The organism is Sphingobium sp. (genome assembly GCF_049304695.1).
Classification (GTDB): domain Bacteria; phylum Pseudomonadota; class Alphaproteobacteria; order Sphingomonadales; family Sphingomonadaceae; genus Sphingobium.
Window position 1 is genome coordinate 105,729 of sequence record NZ_JBAQOK010000100.1, and the last position, 17,417, is coordinate 123,145.

Sequence of the window (17,417 nt, forward strand, 5' to 3'; positions counted from 1 at the left end):
TTGGCATGGCGGCGGTTGCCATCTTCCTGATCGGCTTTGCGCTGGGCATCGAATATGACGTGATGGCCTTTTTCGTAGCCCGCTATTTCGGCCTGCGCAGTTATGCCGCCATCTATGGCATTCTCTATGTCTTCTTCGCCATGGGTTCAGGCTTCGGGCCGCTGGGGTTTGGCTGGGATTATGATGCCCACGGCAGTTATGATCTGGTGCTCAAGGCGTCGTTCGTCATGCTGTTGCTGGCCGCCGCCGCATTCCTGCTGCTGGGCCGCTATCGCGTCTTTGCCGAAGAACCGATCGTTAAGTAAGTGCCGCCTGCGCCAGAACCTGCCGCGCCGCCGTCTCGCCAGCGATCCGTCCCAGCGTGACGGCGGTGCATAGCCCCATGGCGGGCAGATAGCCCCAGCTTGACGGTCCCGACACGCTGCGGGCGGACCCGCCACCGGCAAAGGCATTGGGCAGGGCGCTGCCATCGGCGCGTAGCACACGGGCTGCGCCGTCGATCTGCAAGCCGCCCTGCGTATGAAAAATCGCGCCGACGACCTTGAGTGCGCGGAGCGAACCCTTTGGGGGGGCGTCCTGTCCCCAGTCCCTGCCAAACCCGTCGGGCGCTCCTGCCCGTTGCGCGGCATGCGCCTGCGCCAGCGTGTGTTCCAGCGCATCGGGATCGACGCCGATCGCCTGCGCGAGCGCTTCTGCCGTGTCGCCATGCTTGGCGGCGTTCAGTTCCATCAGCGCCTGTGTTTCGGGGATATAGGCGCAGCGCCCCTCGATCCCGGCGTCAAAGATTACCCAGCAATGCGTGCCCGGTTGCGCCATCACCGGATGGCACATGCCCGCTATGTCGGCGCTCTCGTCGGTGAAGCGCTCGCCAGCCAAATTGACGATTAATCCGCCTTCGACGAGGATGCCCGGCGGGACCGGAATGCCCTGCGGTTCGGTCAACATGGCATAGCCCTGATAAGCGCCCATGTCGCCAAGCGCCGCGCCGATGCGTTCGCCCATCTGGATGGCGATCCCCTGGCTGCGTTCATGACCATTGTTCCGCGCAGTCGCCATGTCGGGCATGAATTGCGCGACCATCGCATGATTGGCGGCGAAGCCACCTGCCGCGAAGATGATCGTTTCGCACCCCACGCGCTCTTGCGATCCATCCGGGCGTTCAAGGACCACGCCCAATACCCGACCGTCGTCGGTCGCGATGACATCCACCAGTTTGGCTTCCAGCAGGACGTCCACGCCTTCTTCGGCCAGCTTCTGGTGCAGCAGATCGACCATCTCCTGACCGCCATGCCCGCGCCAGCCATGGACCCGGAAACGGCTGTTGCCATAGGCCGGACGAAATCCGGTATCGAGTTCCCAGGGCAGGCCATGGCGCGCGACCATCCAGTCCAGCGTCGGCCCTGATTGCTCGGCCAGTGTCCGGGCGATCACGGGGTCGGTTTGGCCCCGCGTCTTGGCCATGATGTCGGCAAAGAAGGTGTCGGCGTCATCCTCTATACCCAGCGCGGCCTGCGCCTGCGTGCCTGCCGCGCAGATCAAGCCCTGCGACATGCCGCTCGATCCCATCGGCCGGGCGTCGGCCTCGACCAGCAGGGGATCGACGCCGGCATCCTTTGCCGCCAGCGCCGCGATGCAGCCGCATGCGCCGCCGCCCACGATCAGGACGGGGACGGTGAATTCGAAATCGTCGTTCATGACCCGATCATGCCGATGTGGCTATTTCGTCGCCGACGTCGCCGGACGCCATGTCGCCGCTGGCCAGTGCCGCTTCGTTTTCCTGCTGCACGATGCGCAGGATGCGGGCGATATATTCCTGGTTCCACATGGCGCGCTCGGCCGCTGCCTGCGGGTCGGGTGCGAAGCCTTCGATCTCTGCCGCCGACACGATCCCCCTCGCCGCCAGCAGCCGTTCGAGCGTATCGACACGCTGCCGCGCGACGGCCAGTTCCTGCGCAATTCCCATAGTGAGAGCCAATAGTTTTTCGACCTGTGGTTCCAGGAAATAGGGTCGCTTGCCCGCAGGTTTCGCACCTGCTTCGTTCAATGCATCCGCAAAGCTCATCAGACCATCGCCCCGATTACATGCCAGGCCGCCTTTCGGCCATAATCTTCCGTTTCATCCTCCTGCGCATCGGGGAACAGGTCGCGATCGACCACCGCCGTCACGCCGCCATGGATCAGGCTTTGCGGACTGAACCCCGCCTCGATCATCGCGGCGTCGAGGTCCATTTCGTGCATCCGGCTCCAGAAGGGTTCGTTGTTGTAGAAGGCGTCCCAGTCGCGCATTGCCTGTTCGAACAGGGGCATGCCGGGCGCATATTGCGGTTGTTCCACATGCAGAACGATCCCGCCCGGCTTGAGTAATCGCCGCGTTTCGGCGAAGATATTGCGTAGTGCGCTGGTCGACAGTTCGTGCAGGAACATCGTCGTCTGGATCCAGTCGAAACTCTGGTCGGGAAAGATCGACAAATCCTCGCCGCTCGCCTGCACGAAGCGGATATTGTCCACGCCGAGCGACTTTGCCCGGCCCAGCCCGTAGCGCAGCATGGGCGCGCCAAGATCGACCACCGTCATGTCGGCATCCGGGAACGCTTGCGCCAGCGGCAGGCTGCTATGACCTACTGTCCCACCGATCTCCAGAATCGTACCCGGATTGAAATCGGGCAGATTGCGCCTGACCCATTTGACGACAGCATGGCCGCCGCCGTCGGAATATTTCCCCAGCAGGCCGCCAGTCGTTACGAACCCGGCATGATCGTAATTGGCGCCATTGGCGATATCGCCAGGAAATGCCTGCATATGATAACTGCCGGGCATACAGTGATGATCGACCGCCGATACATAGCGGGGAATGGACAGAGACGGATCGAGCGAGAGCCGATCGTCGCCGTCGGTCAATTCGGCAGCGATACGCGCCAGCCGTTCGCGCTGGCGGATCACGGTCCAGCGCCCGGCCTGCTGCCGCTGTTCCATCGTCATGCGGCGCAGCGCCGACCATGTCTGGAACGCGGGATCGCGGAGCAACGCCTTGCGCGCTTCGTGGCGGTCGGCAATGGGGCGGCCCTGTTCCGCCTCGAACCGGGGAGCGACACGCTGGTCATAGGCGGCCTTCACGCCGGGCACGACCCGCGCGGCGAGGTGGCGGTTCATCTGGGCAAGGAAGTTGATCCGTTCGATCTCGTCATGCCCCATCTGCGGGAACAGGGCGTGCCGGCCGACGACACGATAGTCCGGCGGGCCGTCATATTGAGCGGCTGGATCGTTGCTGGGGGTCTCGTCCACCACGGCTTCCTCATTACATATGTCGATGCCGTATCAGAGCGGGTCGGCGATTTCGGGCAAGGCGATGGCGCGGTATCACCGCTTCGCGGACAAAAGCATGCGGTCACTGCGCGCGGGCCGTGCCGCGCGCTAACCCGTGTCACCCACTTATCGCGAGGATGACATGATGCGCCTGATCGCCCTGTTGAACCTGAAGCCCGGTATCTCCGTCGAAAGCTATGAACAATGGGCGCGCACTGTCGATCTGCCGACGGTCAATGCGTTGCCTTCGATTGGCCGTTTCGACCTGTTCCGCGCGACCGGGCAACTGGGCACAGATGCGACCCCGCCCTATCAATATGTCGAGATTATCGATGTCGATGACATGGAGCAGTTCGGGCGCGACGCCGCGACCGACAGGATGCAGGCGGTCGCCGCCGCCTTTCAGGACATGGCTGACGTGACATTCCTGACGACCGAGCAGGTCCATCCATGAGGTTTGCGGGCAAGACCGCAGTCGTCACCGGATCGGGACGGGCGGGCGGCCTGGGCGAGGCGATCGCACGGCGGCTGGCGGACGAAGGCGCAGCGGTCGTCATATCCGACGTCGGCGCGTCGCGCGATGCCGCCACGCCCGACGGCATGATCGGTGGCATGGACGAGATGATGCGGATCGCCGCTGCGCTTGCAACGCCGGGTTCGACTTTTCCTTGCGATGTGCGTGATCCCGATCAGGTGCGCGCACTCGCCGCGCATGCGCAGGCGACCCATGGATCGCTCGATATCTGGATCAACAATGCCGGCATCGGCTATATCATGAAGCCGCTGATGGACGTGTCCGCCGATGACTGGCGCGCGGTGATCGACGTCAACCTGACCGGCGCTTTCTTCGGGCTTCAGGCGGCGGCGGCGATCATGATCGGGCAAGGCAATGGCGGGCGCATCATCAATATCGCCAGCCAGGCGGCCAAGTCCGGCTTTCCCCATGCGCAGGCCTATACTGCGTCCAAGCACGGCCTTGTCGGCCTCGTCCGGTCAGCGTCCATCGAACTGGGAGGGTATGGCATCACCGTCAACAATGTCTGCCCCAACCATGTGACGACGGGCCTTGGCCAGTGGCAGAACGAACATTTCGCCGCGCTTCAGGGGATTTCGGTCGAAGAATATCTGGCGCGCATGGCGGCACGTATTCCGATGGGGCGTCCGGGCGTGCCGGGCGATACCGCAAGCGCCGTCGCCTTCCTCTGTTCGGACGAAGCCATCTATATCACTGGCGAAAGCATGAACGTGTCGGGTGGCGAGGAACCGCATTGAGCGCGTCTGAAACGCTGATCGATCATGCGCTGGGCGTCACTTGGGACGCTACGCCCGGCGCGGTGCAGGATGCGGTTCGCACCTTCCTGCACGACAGCCTGTGCGTTGGGGTAGCCGGACGCAACGCCGCCCATGCCGACGCGGTGCTGGCGATGGCGCAGGGATGGGGAGAGGGGGGCGCTGCCTCCGTCCTTGGTCGGCCCGGCGTGATGCTGCCTGCCGCATCGGCGGCCTTCGTCAATGCGTTTCAGATCCATGGGCAGGAATATGACTGTGTTCATGAACCCGCCGTGCTGCATCCGATGGCGACAGTGCTGGCCGCGTTGCTGGCGGAAGCGGAGCGGGATGCGCCCGTCTTAGGCCGAGATTTCCTCGCCGCGATCGTCGCGGGTGTGGATGTCGCCGTCACACTGGGCTTAGCCGCGACGGGGCCGCTCAGCTTTTTCCGGCCTGCTACGGCGGGCATATTCGGTTGTGTCGCCGCCATTGTCCGGATGCGGCGGATGGACCGGCAACAGGCGCTTGATCCGTTCGGTCATGCGCTCGCCTTTGCTTCGGGCACGATGCAGGCGCATGTCGAGGGCAAGCCTGCTTTGCCGGTGCAGGTCGCCAATGCGGCGCGCTCCTCCCTTGTCGCGATCGACCTTGCCCGCGCTGGCATGCCGGGCGTCGCCGCGCCGATCGACGGGCCTTTCGGCTATCTGGCGTTGCAGGAGGTGAGCCACGACCTGCCTGCCGCGCTGGCGCTGTTGGCACGAGGGCATGCTATTGCCCAAGTCAGCTGGAAGCCGTTCCCTACCGGGCGTGCGGGGCATGGCGGTATCGTCGCGACGCAGCAGTTGATGGCCAAGCAGGGGCTGCGGCCTGAACTGCTGGATCGGCTGGCCTATCATGCGCCGCCATTGATCCATCGTCTCGTCGGTCGCCCGGCCAAGCCCGACATGGAACCGGGTTATGCGCGCTTGTGCCTGCCGTGGCTCATCGCTGTGACGCTGACACGCGGCACGGTGGCGCTGGCCGATTTTCGACGTGAAAGTCTGGACGATCCGGCGCTGCTGGCGCTGGCGGCGCGCATCACGGTCGTGAACGACGGCAATCCCGATCCGGCGGCCTTCGTGCCTGCGCGGGCATTGGCCCGGCTGTCGGATGGGCGTAGCGTGGAGATGGCGATCGACGCTCAACTGGGGTCGCCGCAATGGCCGCTGACACGGCAGCAACATGATGCCAAGGCATTAGGCTGTCTCAGCTTTGGCGGTCTTGCCGCGGCGCATCAGCCATTGATCGACGCGGTTGCCGGACTGGATGATAGCGAAGACGCTTTAGCCAGTCTGCGCGCCACCGGTATCATGGGCGCGGCGTAAAAAAAGGGGAGCATTGCCGCTCCCCTTTGAGTGGTTCAGCCAAGCTGGCCGGGAATGTGGCTTTCATGGTTCTGGAGATACCATTCGGCAATCTCTTCCCGCGTCGCCCACCACACGCCGGGTAGCGACTGGGCATGTTCGATAAATTCCCGGATCGCCCGGATGCGATGCGCGCGGCCCGACACATGCGGATGCAGGCCGACATTCATGATCCGCCCGCTGGTCGCGCCTTCTTCATACAGCACGTCCAGTTCCTCGATCAGCGCTTGTGCGAACTGATCGGTGGTGAAATTCTTGCGCGTAATGAAGGTGAAGTCATTGATCTCGTTGGAATAGGGCACCGACACGATCGGGCCATGCGGCGTTTTCAGCAGATAGGGCTGATCGTCGTTCATGATGTCGCAGTAGAAGGTCGCGCCATATTCGGCGAGGATGTCCGCCGTCTGCAACGTGCCGCGCAGCGAGGAGGAGAGCCAGCCCTTCGACTTGCGGCCGGTGAATTTTTCGAACTGGTCGAGCGTGCGCAACACGACTTCGCGCTCCTTGGCCGGATCGCCCGCGAAATTGGTGAGCAGTTCGCCCTGTTCCCAATTGTGAGTCAGCAATTCCCACCCGCGTTCCAGCACCGCGTCGGTCATCGCCTTGCGCCGTTCGAACGTTACGGCGTTGGTGGTGCAGCTCGCCTTCGCGCCCAGCTTGTCGAACAGGTCAAACAGGCGCCAGATGCCGACCCGCTGGCCATATTCGCGCCAGGTGAAGTTGGGGAAATCAGGCGTGTTGCCGGGCAGGATGTCGGGCAGGATGGATGGGCCACCGGCATAATAGGGCTTGTCGGTATCCTTCGTCAGATCCCAGGTTTCCAGATTGAACGTCAGGATCAGCGCGACGCGCGCGCCGTTGGGCCATACCAGCGGCTTGCGCTGGGGAAGGGGGATATAATCATAGTCCATGTCGTACGACCCTTATGCTTAGAAGCGGCTCAGCAGCGTGCCGAATCCGTCCATCTGGTCCTGAATGCCCATCGAACGCAGTGCGTGCCAATAGGTAGCGGTATTGATCGCGATCACCGGCTTTTCCAGCCAGAATTCGGCGATGGCGGCGACTTCGGCAAAGGCCAGGTTGGTGCCCGCCTGGATGATCGCATCGACGCCTTCGGACACGGCGATGGCGGTGCGCTTCAACGTCTGCTTGGATTCATGCGCGATCATCATCGGCGATGGGGATTTCAGGCCGATGATATGGACGACCTCATAGCCCTGATCTTCGAAGAATTTCTTGACGTTGGCGTCGCCCACGGGCGCGTAGGGGGTCAGGATGCCGATCTTCCTGATCGGGCCGGTTTCGCTTTCATAGGCCTTGATCGCCGCGTCCACGGCGGTCGATCCCATGATGACCGGTACGCCGCCGGTACGCTCCAGCATCTTCTTGTGCAATCGGTCCGCACCCTCCGCACCGTCCCAGAATGTTTCGGCCGACATACCCATGATGACGCATCCCGGCTCCATCGACATCGACACATCGACCGCGTCGAAGGTGGCGGCACGGATATTTTCCAGCATCACCACGAAGCTGTCGTCGTCCGTCACGCGCGTGTCGGGGATGGCGATACGCGAGAAATGATTGGTCACACCGCGCGGCTGCATCGCGGCATATTCCGGTTCGACGCTGGTATTGGTGGACGGGGCCACCACCGCAAATTTCATGCGGTGGCCAAGCGAGTCGGTCATGGGATGGGCCTTTCGGTGTCTGTGATCTGGAAAAATTCAAGGATCGCGCCTTCGGGCGTGCGTATCGCGAACAGGCGTGTGTGGCCGATGCCCGCGATCGCGACGTCGCAGGGTGCGCAGTGCAGCGTCCCGCCGCGCGCGACGATCGCGGCGGCGGTGGCATCCGCGTCGGTTACGGGGAAGCGGGCGGCGAACAGCCCTATATTCGGCGCGGTCGCGCGGGCGGCATAGTCATGGCCGTGCAGCCCGTCGATCTGCAACAGCTCGACCGACCCGTCATTGGTGCCGTCGGGATGGACGATCGCCATGCGCCGCCGCACCGTCTGCGCATAAGGCATGGGCAGGCCCAGCACGCCCGCACCAGGCTCCACTGCATCGTCGATGTCCATCGCCATGGTGACGCGCCAGCCCAATATGTCGGTGAAGAAGGCGATGGCGGCGTCCATGTCGCGCACGATCTGGGTCGCGTTGAAGATTCGCGAGAGTGCGCCGGGCGGGGGGAGCGGCACTTCGCTATGCTGTCGTGGTTCGATGATGGCCAGCACGATGCCATCGGGGCCGCGTGCCACCACCTGCGTCACGTCGAAATGCCCGAGCACATAATCGACCGGTTCGCCAAAGGCGGTCCAGCCGTGCCGCTCCACCAGCGCGCGATAGGCGGCGCGGGCGTCGCGGGAAAAGATGTCGAGGTCGAATATTCCGCCGGTGTCCCATGTCCGCTGGCTGGGTCGGATCAGAACCCGTTCGCGCCCCTCGAAACAGACGAGCCGTAGGGCGTTGCCCGGATCGGACGGCGCGGTCAGCAGCGACTGGCGGATGCGGGCGCGGCTGTCGGGCAAGCCCCACGCAGCGGCCTGATCCGGGCCTGCGTCGGGCAGGTCGGTGCGGACATAGCCAGCGACATCGACCAGCGCCGCGCAGGCGCGATCGATGTCGAACACGCTCCACAGCATTTCGAGCATCCCCGACACGATATTTCCCTTAAAACAGCCGCTGGTAATGATGGGGACAATGGCGCTGCTGCGCGGCACCGGAACCGGAACGCGCAGGGATGGTCGCCTGTCGGTCAGCATGATTTGGCGGGCGTGGTACGTCTGGGCGGTGGCTAGCTTTCGGCTATGACCTATCCATCCACCCTGACCCGCCGCCTGACCGGGCGCATCGCCTATCGTGCGCCCGACGGCAGCGAGGTCGGGCATGAGCAGTTCGATCTTTCCAGCCATGAGGGTGGTCATATCCTGCGGGCCTTGTGCGTTTTGGACGATGTGGCGCTGTTGCGGGATGTCAGCCTGTCGATGGATCGGGACTGGCGGCCATGCGATGGCTATTGTCGGCTGGTGCGCGAAGGGCGTGAGGACGCGGCGCTGTGGTTCGCGGTAGAGGCCGACGCCGTGTGGGTAGAGGGGCGGATTGCGGGCGCGACGATGCCAAGCCAGATCATTCCGACCCACAGGCCGCTCGGCTATCTTGGCGTTCATCCGCTTCAGGGCGATGCGTTGATCGTGCAGCTTCGCGGGACAGAGCAGCCGGGCGTGTTCATGCCGGTGGAAGCGATCACCAACAGCATATCCCCCAATGGCGACGAAGCGGTCGGGGCGTGTCCGGTGTGTATCAACGTCGCCTATATCGGCACCTGCGACATCAATGTGCTGGCAGGCGATTTTGCCGCGCGCCATTATCAGTTGCGCTGGCGGGATGACTGGCCAACGGCGGACCTGTGGGTGCGGCAGGAGGATTGCTTGTTCCTCGTCATGCGGTGGAGCCAAGTGCCCACCACCTATGAATTGGCCGCCTTCACAGAAGAGGTCTTCCCATGACCCTGCGTTCCGTTTCTGCGCTGATCCGCGGGACCATCTTCGTGCGCGATCTCGATCGGGCGACGGCCTTCTATGCGGCGCTGGGCTTTGCGGACGTCTATTATGAAGGCGTGCTGACCGATCCGTCGGCGTCGACCATATTGGGCTTTGCCGCGCATGGACCGCTGGCGGTGCGGATCGTCAAGAGCGGCGGCCCTAATTTCGGGATGATCGGCCTGTTTCTGATCGATCCGGCGCTTGCCCCCGAAGCCGTGCCGATGGCGACCGGTCCGGCCCGGATCGGTGAGGTCGCGCTGGTATTTTATGTACGATCCATGGCGGACATACTGACCGCCCTGCGCGCGGCGGGCGCAAGCTGGTCGCCCGAACCCGAATTGTTCGTGATGCCGCATCGCGCGCAGCAGGAGGTGTGCCTGCGAGACCCCGACGGCATCCTGCTCAATCTCGTCGAAACCGATCCGGCAGAACAGGAAGAGACAAAGAGGGAAGGAGCCTAAAGCCCCAATCCCCCCGGAGTCAGGCGACCATCCGGATCGAGTGCATCCTTGATCGCCCGAACCAGAGCCAAGGGTTCGGGGCTGAGGCGCTGGGCATAGGGATAGGCGCGGCCGAGCTGGAAATTCGTCGCGCCATGGGCGACGAACAGGTCGGTCATGTCGCTCTTGAGCGTGTGGACATAATCGCGCGCTTCGGCATTGGCGGGATAGACCGGCAGGTTTGCCAGATAGTCGGCGGGCACATTTGCGCGATGATAAGCCGTAATCTCGTCAGGCCAGTAGATCGCGATTTCGTAGAGGAAGCCGCCCGAATTGACGGTGGCGTACATGCCGCCGGTCCATACGCCCAGCCGCCGCATATCTGCCGTTCGGTCGGCCAGAAACGCCTGGAACGCCTTGTCGAACCCCGGCACCGCACTATGGGGAAGGATACCGTGCAGCGGCACCCAACGTTCGCCCGCTGGACCCAAGGTATTGAACAGCGGCGCAAAGGGCATGCCCCGCACCACCGCCGCGACGGTCGCGGGAATTTCGCGTCCCAACCCGGCGACCAGTTGGCGCAGCCGGTGCAGGCGCGCCTTCACTTCGGCATCGTCGAACCCCTCGACGATGTAATGGGTCATATAGGCGGAACTGCCGATCACCTTGCGCGCGGACAGCCCGGCATGCACCACCTGCTTGATCCCGGCGATAAGGGATGGCGAACTTTTGACGATGGACAGCGCCATGTCGATGGACGCCCCGGCCCTGTCCTGCCGCGCAATCTGGCCCTGTGACAGGGCCGCGTCGAGCGCGAAATGCGTATCCTCGATCCGCTCCAGCGCGATGCGTCGCATCGATTCGTGCAAGGACAGAAAGTCGGGGAAGGCAAAGGAAATCGGGTGATGCGCAGGCTTGCGACTGAGCACGGGCAGGGTAATCCGCGCCTTGATGCCCAGTGTGCCGCAATCGCCGGTGAACAATCCGGTCAGGTCCGGCCCGAAATGCCGGATGAACGGCATCGCGCCCGCCGCCGCCGTGCCGGTGCGCAGCAAGGCACCGTCTGCGGTCACGATGTCGAACGACAGCGCGGAATCAGCGGAGATGCCATAAGCGCCCGACCCGTGACTGATCGTATTTTGCGACATCGATCCGCCGACCGTCGCGGCGAGGCCGGAAAACGGCCCCCAAAAGGGCGTCCGCAAATCCTTTGCCGCCAGCGCGTCGCGCAGCGTCGCCCAGGTGACGCCTGCCTCGACCGTGACATGGCCGTTCACCTCATCGATCGCCACGATGCGGTCGAGCGCACCCATGTCGATAAGTAATTGCCCGGCGTCGCGTGCGATATAGCCGTCGGTATAGGATGCTCCGCCGCCTCGCACGCTGATCGGCAGGCTGTGCGCCGCCGCGATCTTGGCGATCGCCTGCAATTGTTCGACGCTCTGCGGCCTGACCACGGCGATCGGCAGAACGCCCTGCCGATAAACATCGGTCGCAAGCGGTAAAAGGGCGTCGCCGGTGAAGATGTTGGCGTTGGTGACGATCCCGCTCAGTTCCGCGAGGACCGAAGATGTTGGTGCGAAGGCGACGCTCATCCCTGCGCGATCTCTGCGATCACCTTGGCATAGCCTTCGCTCGTTTCGCTGGCGGTGGCTTCGTCTGCTTCCTTGCGCATCAGGTAGAAGAGGCGGCCGAGCATCGCCTGTCGCCGCGCTTCCCGTTCTTCCAGCGCGGACTGATCCAGGTCGAGCGTCTCCAGCCCGCCTTTCAGGTCCAGTCCGTTGAGGGCGGCAACGCGCTGCATGCCGTCGATCTGGTCGGCCAGTACTGACACTTCGCTCGCCAGCACCATGATCATCGACATCATCTGGTCGAGCGCAGGGGTTTCGTAGAAGGACGGGCGCTTGCCCCGCGCGCTGCGCTGCATCGTTTCGGTCATCGTCATGTCTTTCTTATGCGGCCTTTTGCGCGATCAGCACTTCCCAGCCGCCGCCGGGGGCAAATTCACCAGCGGTGAAATCGCGTTCGGCGACGCTGTCGACGGCGTCCTGGCTATATCCAGCCGCTGCGCTGGCCGCGAATTCCATCACCGCCATGGGCGCGGTGTCGAACCGGATCGTGTCGGACGGAAAGCCCGCATCGACAGCCAGCTTCACCTGATCCATGTCGCGCATCGCGCCCCAGAAGGGTTCGTTGTTATAATAGGTTTCATTGTCGAGGATGAACTGCGTGAATGGGTCCATCAGGTCGAATGGAGGCAGGTCGGCATGGATCATGTAGCCGCCGGGCGACAGCAGGCGATGACATTCCTTGAAGATTTGCGGCATCGCCTTGCCTGACGTTTCGTGCAGCAGGATATGGCTGACGATCAGGTCGAAATGGCTGTCCGGAAAATCGACCTGTTCGGCATTCATCTGCGCGAAATTGACATCCAGTCCCATCGCGCCAGCGCGAGCATGGGCGTAGCAGACCTGCGCGCCAGCCACGTCGATGCCCCAGATTTCCGCGTCCGGGAATAATTCCTTATAAGGCAGCGTCGAATGGCCGACGGTGCAGCCCATGTCGAGGATGCGCGTGGGGCTGAACCCGTTCAGCCGCCGCTTGATATAGTTGCAGACCGACCGGCCCATGTCGTCATTGTCCGGCCCGGTATAGCCCATCGCGTAGAGGAACACGCCGCGATCATAGAGTGCGCCCAGCGCCGGATCGTTGCCTGCACCGTGCCCTGCATAGCCGCCCGGCATGCAGTGGATGTCGAGCGCGCTGACATAGCGGGGCACGTCGAACGTCTTGGGCAGGCGCAATTCGCCTTTGTTCTGCGCTGATGCGTCCGCCGCGCGGCCGCGCAGTCCATCGAGATCGCGATCAATGCTGTCGATCACGCCGTCCCACAGCAATTCCTGGCTGATCCGGTTTACGGCCGCATAATGTTGGAAATAGCTATCGGGGACCATCGCCTTGCGAATGTCGTGGCGATCGGTGGGGGCGCGACCCGCTTCCCGTTCGAATCGGCGCGTGGCGCGGGTGCGGAATATGGGGCCAAGGCCGGGCAGTAATCCCTGCTGGACGAACTGTTTCAGGCTCTTGGAAAATTCCTGGCGCGCGGCCTCTTCCGGATTGGCTTTTGGCAAGGCCGCGTGGGGCGCCTGCTGAAAGGTATTGAGCACGACCATGATCTCCATTTGGGGCGGCACCGCCCTTGAGGCTGGCCCGGATCATAAGACTGTCGGAGCCTGCACAGCAAGAAGAGGCTAGATGGACCGCACGCGCTAAGGCATGGGCGCCGATGCACTGTCCGGCAGGCGGATAGCGGGCGTCAGAAATGCTGACGGCTGCCTGCCAACATGGCGTGCTTCATGACACTGGCATGACGAACGGCAAAAGACCGTCGCATGCAGCAGGCGGGGAACAAGATCGATCGATGCCCGCCACGCGATGCGCGCACGATCTGCGTTCAAAGGGGTTCATTTTTTCATGTCATTGTTTCGAACGACGTCGGCCCTGGCCGTGATGACCGTTATCGCCAGCAGTTCCATACCCGCGTTTGCGCAGGATGATCAGCAGCAGGCCGATGCCGGTATGCTTCAGGAAATCACCGTCACCGCCCAGCGCACCGGCCAGCGGCTTCAGGATGTACCGGTCAGCGTCACCGCGATCGGCAGCGAAGCGATCGACCGCCTCCAGATTCAATCGCCCATGGACCTCAACCGCATGGCGCCCAACGTGAAGTTCGATGGCGTCACGGGCGGCACTGCTGGTCTCAAGCCATTCATTCGCGGGGGCGGCATCACGGACGGCGCGTTCGTAACGTCCGAATCGGAAGTCGCGATCTATGTCGATGACGTTTATCGCGCGCGTCTGGCCGGATCGATGCTCGATTTCGTCGAACTGGAACGGATCGAAGTGCTGCGCGGCCCGCAAGGCGTGCTTTATGGCCGCAATTCGTCGGCGGGTGCCGTCAATATCATTACAAAAGCCCCGCAGGACACATTCGGCGGGTCTGCCCAGCTTGGCTATGGCAGCTGGAACGAGCGCCGGGCCAAGGGATACGTCACTGGTCCGCTTTCGGCCGATGGCCGCTGGCGCGCGTCGCTCAACGGCATGGTCCGCGCACGCGACGGCGGTCGCCAATATAATGCGACGCTCGACCGCAAAGTCGGCAAGGAAAGTTTCGAAGGCGTGCAGGGCGACATCGCCTATGTTGGTGATACGGTCGAAGGGCGCCTGACTGGCTATTATATGCATGGCAGGTCGGACGGCCAATATGCCGTCTCCACCCGGATCGATAGCAGCGGTGGGATCGTGCCGGTCAGCGGCTCCTACCGCACCGTGCTGTCGCCCACGCTTTCGGCCACCAAACTTGAACAATATGGCGGCACGCTGCGCCTGTCGGCGGACATGCCCGGTGGCAAGCTGACGTCGATCACGGCCTATTCGGAACTCAAGGAAAGCTGGACCGAGGATTTTTCGGGCGGGGTTCCGCCATCTTTCCTGGGCCTGCCCGGCACGACGCCGCTCGCGCTGTTCGACCGGACAGCGGGCGGCAACCAGCATCAGTTCAGTCAGGAATTGCAGGCGACCGGCAGCGCGATCGACGGGCTGATCGATTATGTTGCGGGCATCTATTATTTCAATGAAAAAGCTGGGCAGACCGTCGATTCGGCGATCTTCTTCACCCCCAGCCGGACGATCTACAATATCGAGACGAACAGCTTCGCTGGCTATGGGCAACTGACCTTCAACCTGACGGATCAGTTGTCCCTGATCGGCGCGGGTCGTTACACGATCGACGACAAGCGGTTGAATGCGTTGATCGGCGGCACGCCAGTCCTGCTGGCCAACAGCTATCATCGCTTCACCCCGAAGCTGGGCATCAACTACAAGCTGACACCGGACATTCTGGCCTATGCGTCCTATAGCGAAGGCTTCAAGTCGGGCGGCTATAACGGCCTTGCTTCGACCGCCACGGAATTGTCCGAGCCGTTCAAGCCGCAGATCACCCAAGCCTATGAGGCGGGAATCAAGTCCGACCTGTTTGGACGCAAAGTGCGCGTGAATCTGTCGGCCTTCTACAACAAGATCAAGGATCGTCAGCAGCCGGTCAACACCAATGACGGGGGCTTTCTGGTCGAGAATTATGACGCGACGCTTAAAGGTCTGGAGGCCGAACTGTCCTGGCGCGTGATGCCGGGGCTGACGCTGTGGGGCAATGGGTCGGTCAACAAGGGCAAATATAACGGCAGCATCGGCTCGCTCATCGGCAAGCAGTTGCCCGTCTTCCCGAAATATCAGGTCAATATGGGCTTCGACGGCGACATTCCGGTGGGACCGGGCAAGCTGATCTTCGGGTCCGATTACAGCCTGCGCGATTCCTATTATTCGACGCCCGACAATGCGATGATTGGATGGATCGACAAGCAGGACATATTGAATGGCTATGTCGGCTATGAGCTGGGCCAGTGGAAGGTGCAGGTGACGGCCAAGAACCTGCTGCAGGAACAGGGTTGGCAAACTGGCTTTGGCTTTTCCGTTATCCAGCCACGCTTTGCGATCGACCCACGCACGGTGTTGGGGACGATCCGCTATAGCTTCTGATCGCCCCTGACCAACGCGCTCGATGAAGGGGAGCCTGCCAGATCCGGCAGGCTCCCCTTTTTCATATTGATCGATGTCATATTTTACCGGTCGAACGCTGCTTCACTCTCCGCAGCGCGGACAAACGGTGCGTTGCGCGCCCTGCCCGAAATGCTTCGCCTACCCTTATCCCGATGAATTCACAGGGAGCGGGCATGACAGCCGAATTTCACATGATAGCCGGGGGAACGGCGTATTGGGGAACGCCTGACACGGCGCTGCTGGGGGCGGAGGCATGAGCCGCGCCGATCATGTGCAGGTGCTGATTGCAGGCGGCGGTCCTTCGGGCATGGTGCTGGCATTTGCACTGGCGTCGAAAGGGATCAGCGTGCGCGTGTTGGAAGGCGCGGCGACCTGTCTTGAAGACATGCGCGCCTCCACCTTTCATCCGCCGACGCTGGAGATGATGGACAAGCTGGGGCTGTTGCCGGTTCTGGAACAGCAGGGGCTGAAGGCGCCGACCTATACCTACCATAATCGTAGCACGGAAAAGAGCTTCTCGCTCAGCCTCAGCGAGTTGGGGGATGTCACGCAATTCCCATACCGGCTGCAATGCGAACAGTTCAAACTCACACGCCTGGTGGCGGAACGGCTGGCGGCGATGCCCAATGCGGACGTCGAATTTTCGCGTCGGCTGGTCCATCTGGTTCAGGACGAAAATGGCGTGACGGCGACAGCGGAAGGGCCATTCGACCTTAAAACCTATACGGCCGACTATCTGGTCGGGGCCGATGGCGCCAATTCCATGGTCCGCAAATGGCTGGGAGTCGAATTTGACGGTTTTACCTATCCCGAAAGTTTCCTGACTCTTTCGACGGCTTATCCCATTGAAAAGCATCTGCCCTGGCTATCGGACGTCAACTATGTCGCCGATCCGCCCAACTGGTGCGTGTTGCTGCGCGTACCGGGCCTGTGGCGCATCCTGTTGCCGCAGGCGGACGACGCCAGTTCCGCCGACGTGCTGAGCGACGCGCGCAAGGACAAGGTGTTTGCCGATCTGCTCGGCCCCGATGCGCCGATCATCAAGACGGAGCATCGCACCGTCTATCGCGTGCATCAGCGCGTGGCCAAAAGCTTCCGCGAGGGACGGGTGATATTGGCAGGCGACGCCGCGCATCTCAATAATCCGCTTGGCGGCTTTGGCATGAATTCGGGCATTCACGATGCCTGGAGCCTGTCGCAGAAGCTGGAAGCGATCCTGCTGGAGGGCGCGGACCCCGACGAACAGCTGGGCCGGTACGACCGCCAGCGGCGCACCGTCACCAACAGCTTCGTTCAGACACAGACGATCGCCAACAAGAAAGCGATGAGCGAGAATTTTGCCGATCGCGAAGCCTATCTGGAAAAACTGGCTGGCGATGACGCGGCCCGCCGCGAATATCTGCTGACGCAATCAATGTTCCATTCTCTGGCGCATGAGGCCTCGATCCTATGATGATACGTGCAACGATCCTGCTGACTGCCAGCCTGCTGACTGCCAGCCTGCTTGCTGCCCCTGCACTGGCTGCTCCATCCCCCGATGCGGCGAAGGGCAAGATGCTGTTTTTGCAATGCACCGCCTGCCACAGCGTAGCCAAAGGCGCGGCGAACAAGGTTGGTCCCAATCTCAACGGCCTGTTCGGGGCAAAGGCTGGATCGCGCCCAGGCTTTGCCTATTCTCCCGCTCTGACGAAAGCAGGCTTCGTCTGGGACGATAAGAAGCTCGACGCCTTCATCGCCAAGCCGCAGGCGGTCGTGCCGGGGAACCGCATGGCGTTTGGCGGGGTGGCCAACGCCGATTCCCGCCGGGCGATCGTCGCCTATCTTCGCGACGCCGCGAAATAATCC

The 17,417-nt window shown here is 62.7% G+C and carries 18 protein-coding genes; 9 read left to right on the plus strand and 9 right to left on the minus strand.

What is annotated here, in order from left to right:
- The first annotated feature begins 5 nt into the window (after nt 1–5).
- Nucleotides 6–305, plus strand: coding sequence for a hypothetical protein (locus WA070_RS21135; RefSeq protein WP_422635878.1), 300 nt, complete (start codon nt 6–8; stop codon nt 303–305).
- Here the strand turns inward: WA070_RS21135 and WA070_RS21140 are convergent.
- The 3 genes from WA070_RS21140 to WA070_RS21150 are packed head-to-tail and all read right to left on the minus strand — an operon-like array spanning nt 298 to nt 3,285.
- Nucleotides 298–1,695, minus strand: a complete 1,398-nt coding sequence (locus WA070_RS21140; RefSeq protein WP_422635879.1) for an FAD-dependent oxidoreductase — start codon at nt 1,693–1,695, stop codon at nt 298–300. The genes WA070_RS21135 and WA070_RS21140 overlap by 8 nt on opposite strands.
- 7 nt (nt 1,696–1,702) lie before the next feature.
- Entirely contained in the window at nt 1,703–2,062 is a 360-nt protein-coding gene (locus tag WA070_RS21145; protein ID WP_422635880.1) for a hypothetical protein, read from the minus strand.
- On the minus strand, nt 2,062–3,285 hold the full coding sequence (locus WA070_RS21150; protein WP_422635881.1) for a class I SAM-dependent methyltransferase: 1,224 nt from the start codon (nt 3,283–3,285) through the stop codon (nt 2,062–2,064). Before WA070_RS21150 ends, WA070_RS21145 begins: the two co-directional genes overlap by 1 nt.
- Before the next feature lie 133 nt (nt 3,286–3,418).
- Here WA070_RS21150 and WA070_RS21155 point away from each other — a divergent pair, with 133 nt between their 5' ends.
- The 3 genes from WA070_RS21155 to WA070_RS21165 are packed head-to-tail and all read left to right on the plus strand — an operon-like array spanning nt 3,419 to nt 5,936.
- Entirely contained in the window at nt 3,419–3,757 is a 339-nt protein-coding gene (locus WA070_RS21155) for an REDY-like protein HapK (protein ID WP_422635882.1), read from the plus strand.
- Entirely contained in the window at nt 3,754–4,575 is an 822-nt protein-coding gene (locus tag WA070_RS21160; protein ID WP_422635883.1) for an SDR family NAD(P)-dependent oxidoreductase, read from the plus strand. The genes WA070_RS21155 and WA070_RS21160 overlap by 4 nt, the downstream gene beginning before the upstream one ends.
- Entirely contained in the window at nt 4,572–5,936 is a 1,365-nt protein-coding gene (locus WA070_RS21165) for an MmgE/PrpD family protein (protein WP_422635884.1), read from the plus strand. Before WA070_RS21160 ends, WA070_RS21165 begins: the two co-directional genes overlap by 4 nt.
- Before the next feature lie 35 nt (nt 5,937–5,971).
- On the opposite strand, the gene WA070_RS21170 is transcribed toward WA070_RS21165, so the two are convergent.
- The 3 genes from WA070_RS21170 to WA070_RS21180 are packed head-to-tail and all read right to left on the minus strand — an operon-like array spanning nt 5,972 to nt 8,736.
- Complete coding sequence (locus WA070_RS21170) at nt 5,972–6,886, minus strand: polysaccharide deacetylase (RefSeq protein WP_422635885.1); 915 nt, start codon at nt 6,884–6,886, stop codon at nt 5,972–5,974.
- 18 nt (nt 6,887–6,904) lie between these two features.
- Nucleotides 6,905–7,663: a maleate cis-trans isomerase family protein gene (locus tag WA070_RS21175; protein WP_422635886.1), complete on the minus strand. Its 759-nt coding sequence runs from the start codon at nt 7,661–7,663 to the stop codon at nt 6,905–6,907.
- Complete coding sequence (locus WA070_RS21180) at nt 7,660–8,736, minus strand: VOC family protein (protein WP_422635887.1); 1,077 nt, start codon at nt 8,734–8,736, stop codon at nt 7,660–7,662. The genes WA070_RS21175 and WA070_RS21180 overlap by 4 nt, the downstream gene beginning before the upstream one ends.
- A 45-nt stretch (nt 8,737–8,781) precedes the next feature.
- On the opposite strand from WA070_RS21180, the gene WA070_RS21185 reads away from it, so the two are divergent.
- A complete protein-coding gene (locus WA070_RS21185) occupies nt 8,782–9,480 on the plus strand; it encodes a hypothetical protein (RefSeq protein WP_422635888.1) in 699 nt (232 codons plus the stop codon).
- Nucleotides 9,477–9,977, plus strand: a complete 501-nt coding sequence (locus WA070_RS21190) for a VOC family protein (RefSeq protein WP_422635889.1) — start codon at nt 9,477–9,479, stop codon at nt 9,975–9,977. The genes WA070_RS21185 and WA070_RS21190 overlap by 4 nt, the downstream gene beginning before the upstream one ends.
- Here the strand turns inward: WA070_RS21190 and WA070_RS21195 are convergent.
- From WA070_RS21195 to WA070_RS21205, 3 genes are read right to left on the minus strand one after another with little or no spacing between them, the layout of a single operon-like run.
- A complete protein-coding gene (locus WA070_RS21195; RefSeq protein WP_422635890.1) occupies nt 9,974–11,551 on the minus strand; it encodes an FAD-binding oxidoreductase in 1,578 nt (525 codons plus the stop codon). The two genes, WA070_RS21190 and WA070_RS21195, sit on opposite strands and share 4 nt — an antisense overlap.
- Nucleotides 11,548–11,901, minus strand: coding sequence for a hypothetical protein (locus WA070_RS21200; RefSeq protein ID WP_422635891.1), 354 nt, complete (start codon nt 11,899–11,901; stop codon nt 11,548–11,550). Before WA070_RS21200 ends, WA070_RS21195 begins: the two co-directional genes overlap by 4 nt.
- A 7-nt stretch (nt 11,902–11,908) precedes the next feature.
- On the minus strand, nt 11,909–13,129 hold the full coding sequence (locus WA070_RS21205) for a methyltransferase domain-containing protein (RefSeq protein ID WP_422635892.1): 1,221 nt from the start codon (nt 13,127–13,129) through the stop codon (nt 11,909–11,911).
- A 301-nt stretch (nt 13,130–13,430) separates the two neighbouring features.
- On the opposite strand from WA070_RS21205, the gene WA070_RS21210 reads away from it, so the two are divergent.
- The 3 genes from WA070_RS21210 (at nt 13,431) to WA070_RS21220 (ending at nt 17,414) form a co-directional block, all read left to right on the plus strand.
- Complete coding sequence (locus WA070_RS21210) at nt 13,431–15,551, plus strand: TonB-dependent receptor (RefSeq protein ID WP_422635893.1); 2,121 nt, start codon at nt 13,431–13,433, stop codon at nt 15,549–15,551.
- A gap of 274 nt (nt 15,552–15,825) precedes the next feature.
- Nucleotides 15,826–17,025 carry an FAD-dependent oxidoreductase gene (locus tag WA070_RS21215; RefSeq protein WP_422635894.1) on the plus strand — a complete coding sequence of 400 codons (1,200 nt, stop codon included), beginning with the start codon at nt 15,826–15,828 and terminating at the stop codon, nt 17,023–17,025.
- Nucleotides 17,022–17,414 carry a c-type cytochrome gene (locus tag WA070_RS21220; RefSeq protein ID WP_422635895.1) on the plus strand — a complete coding sequence of 131 codons (393 nt, stop codon included), beginning with the start codon at nt 17,022–17,024 and terminating at the stop codon, nt 17,412–17,414. The genes WA070_RS21215 and WA070_RS21220 overlap by 4 nt, the downstream gene beginning before the upstream one ends.
- Nucleotides 17,415–17,417 lie beyond the last annotated feature (3 nt).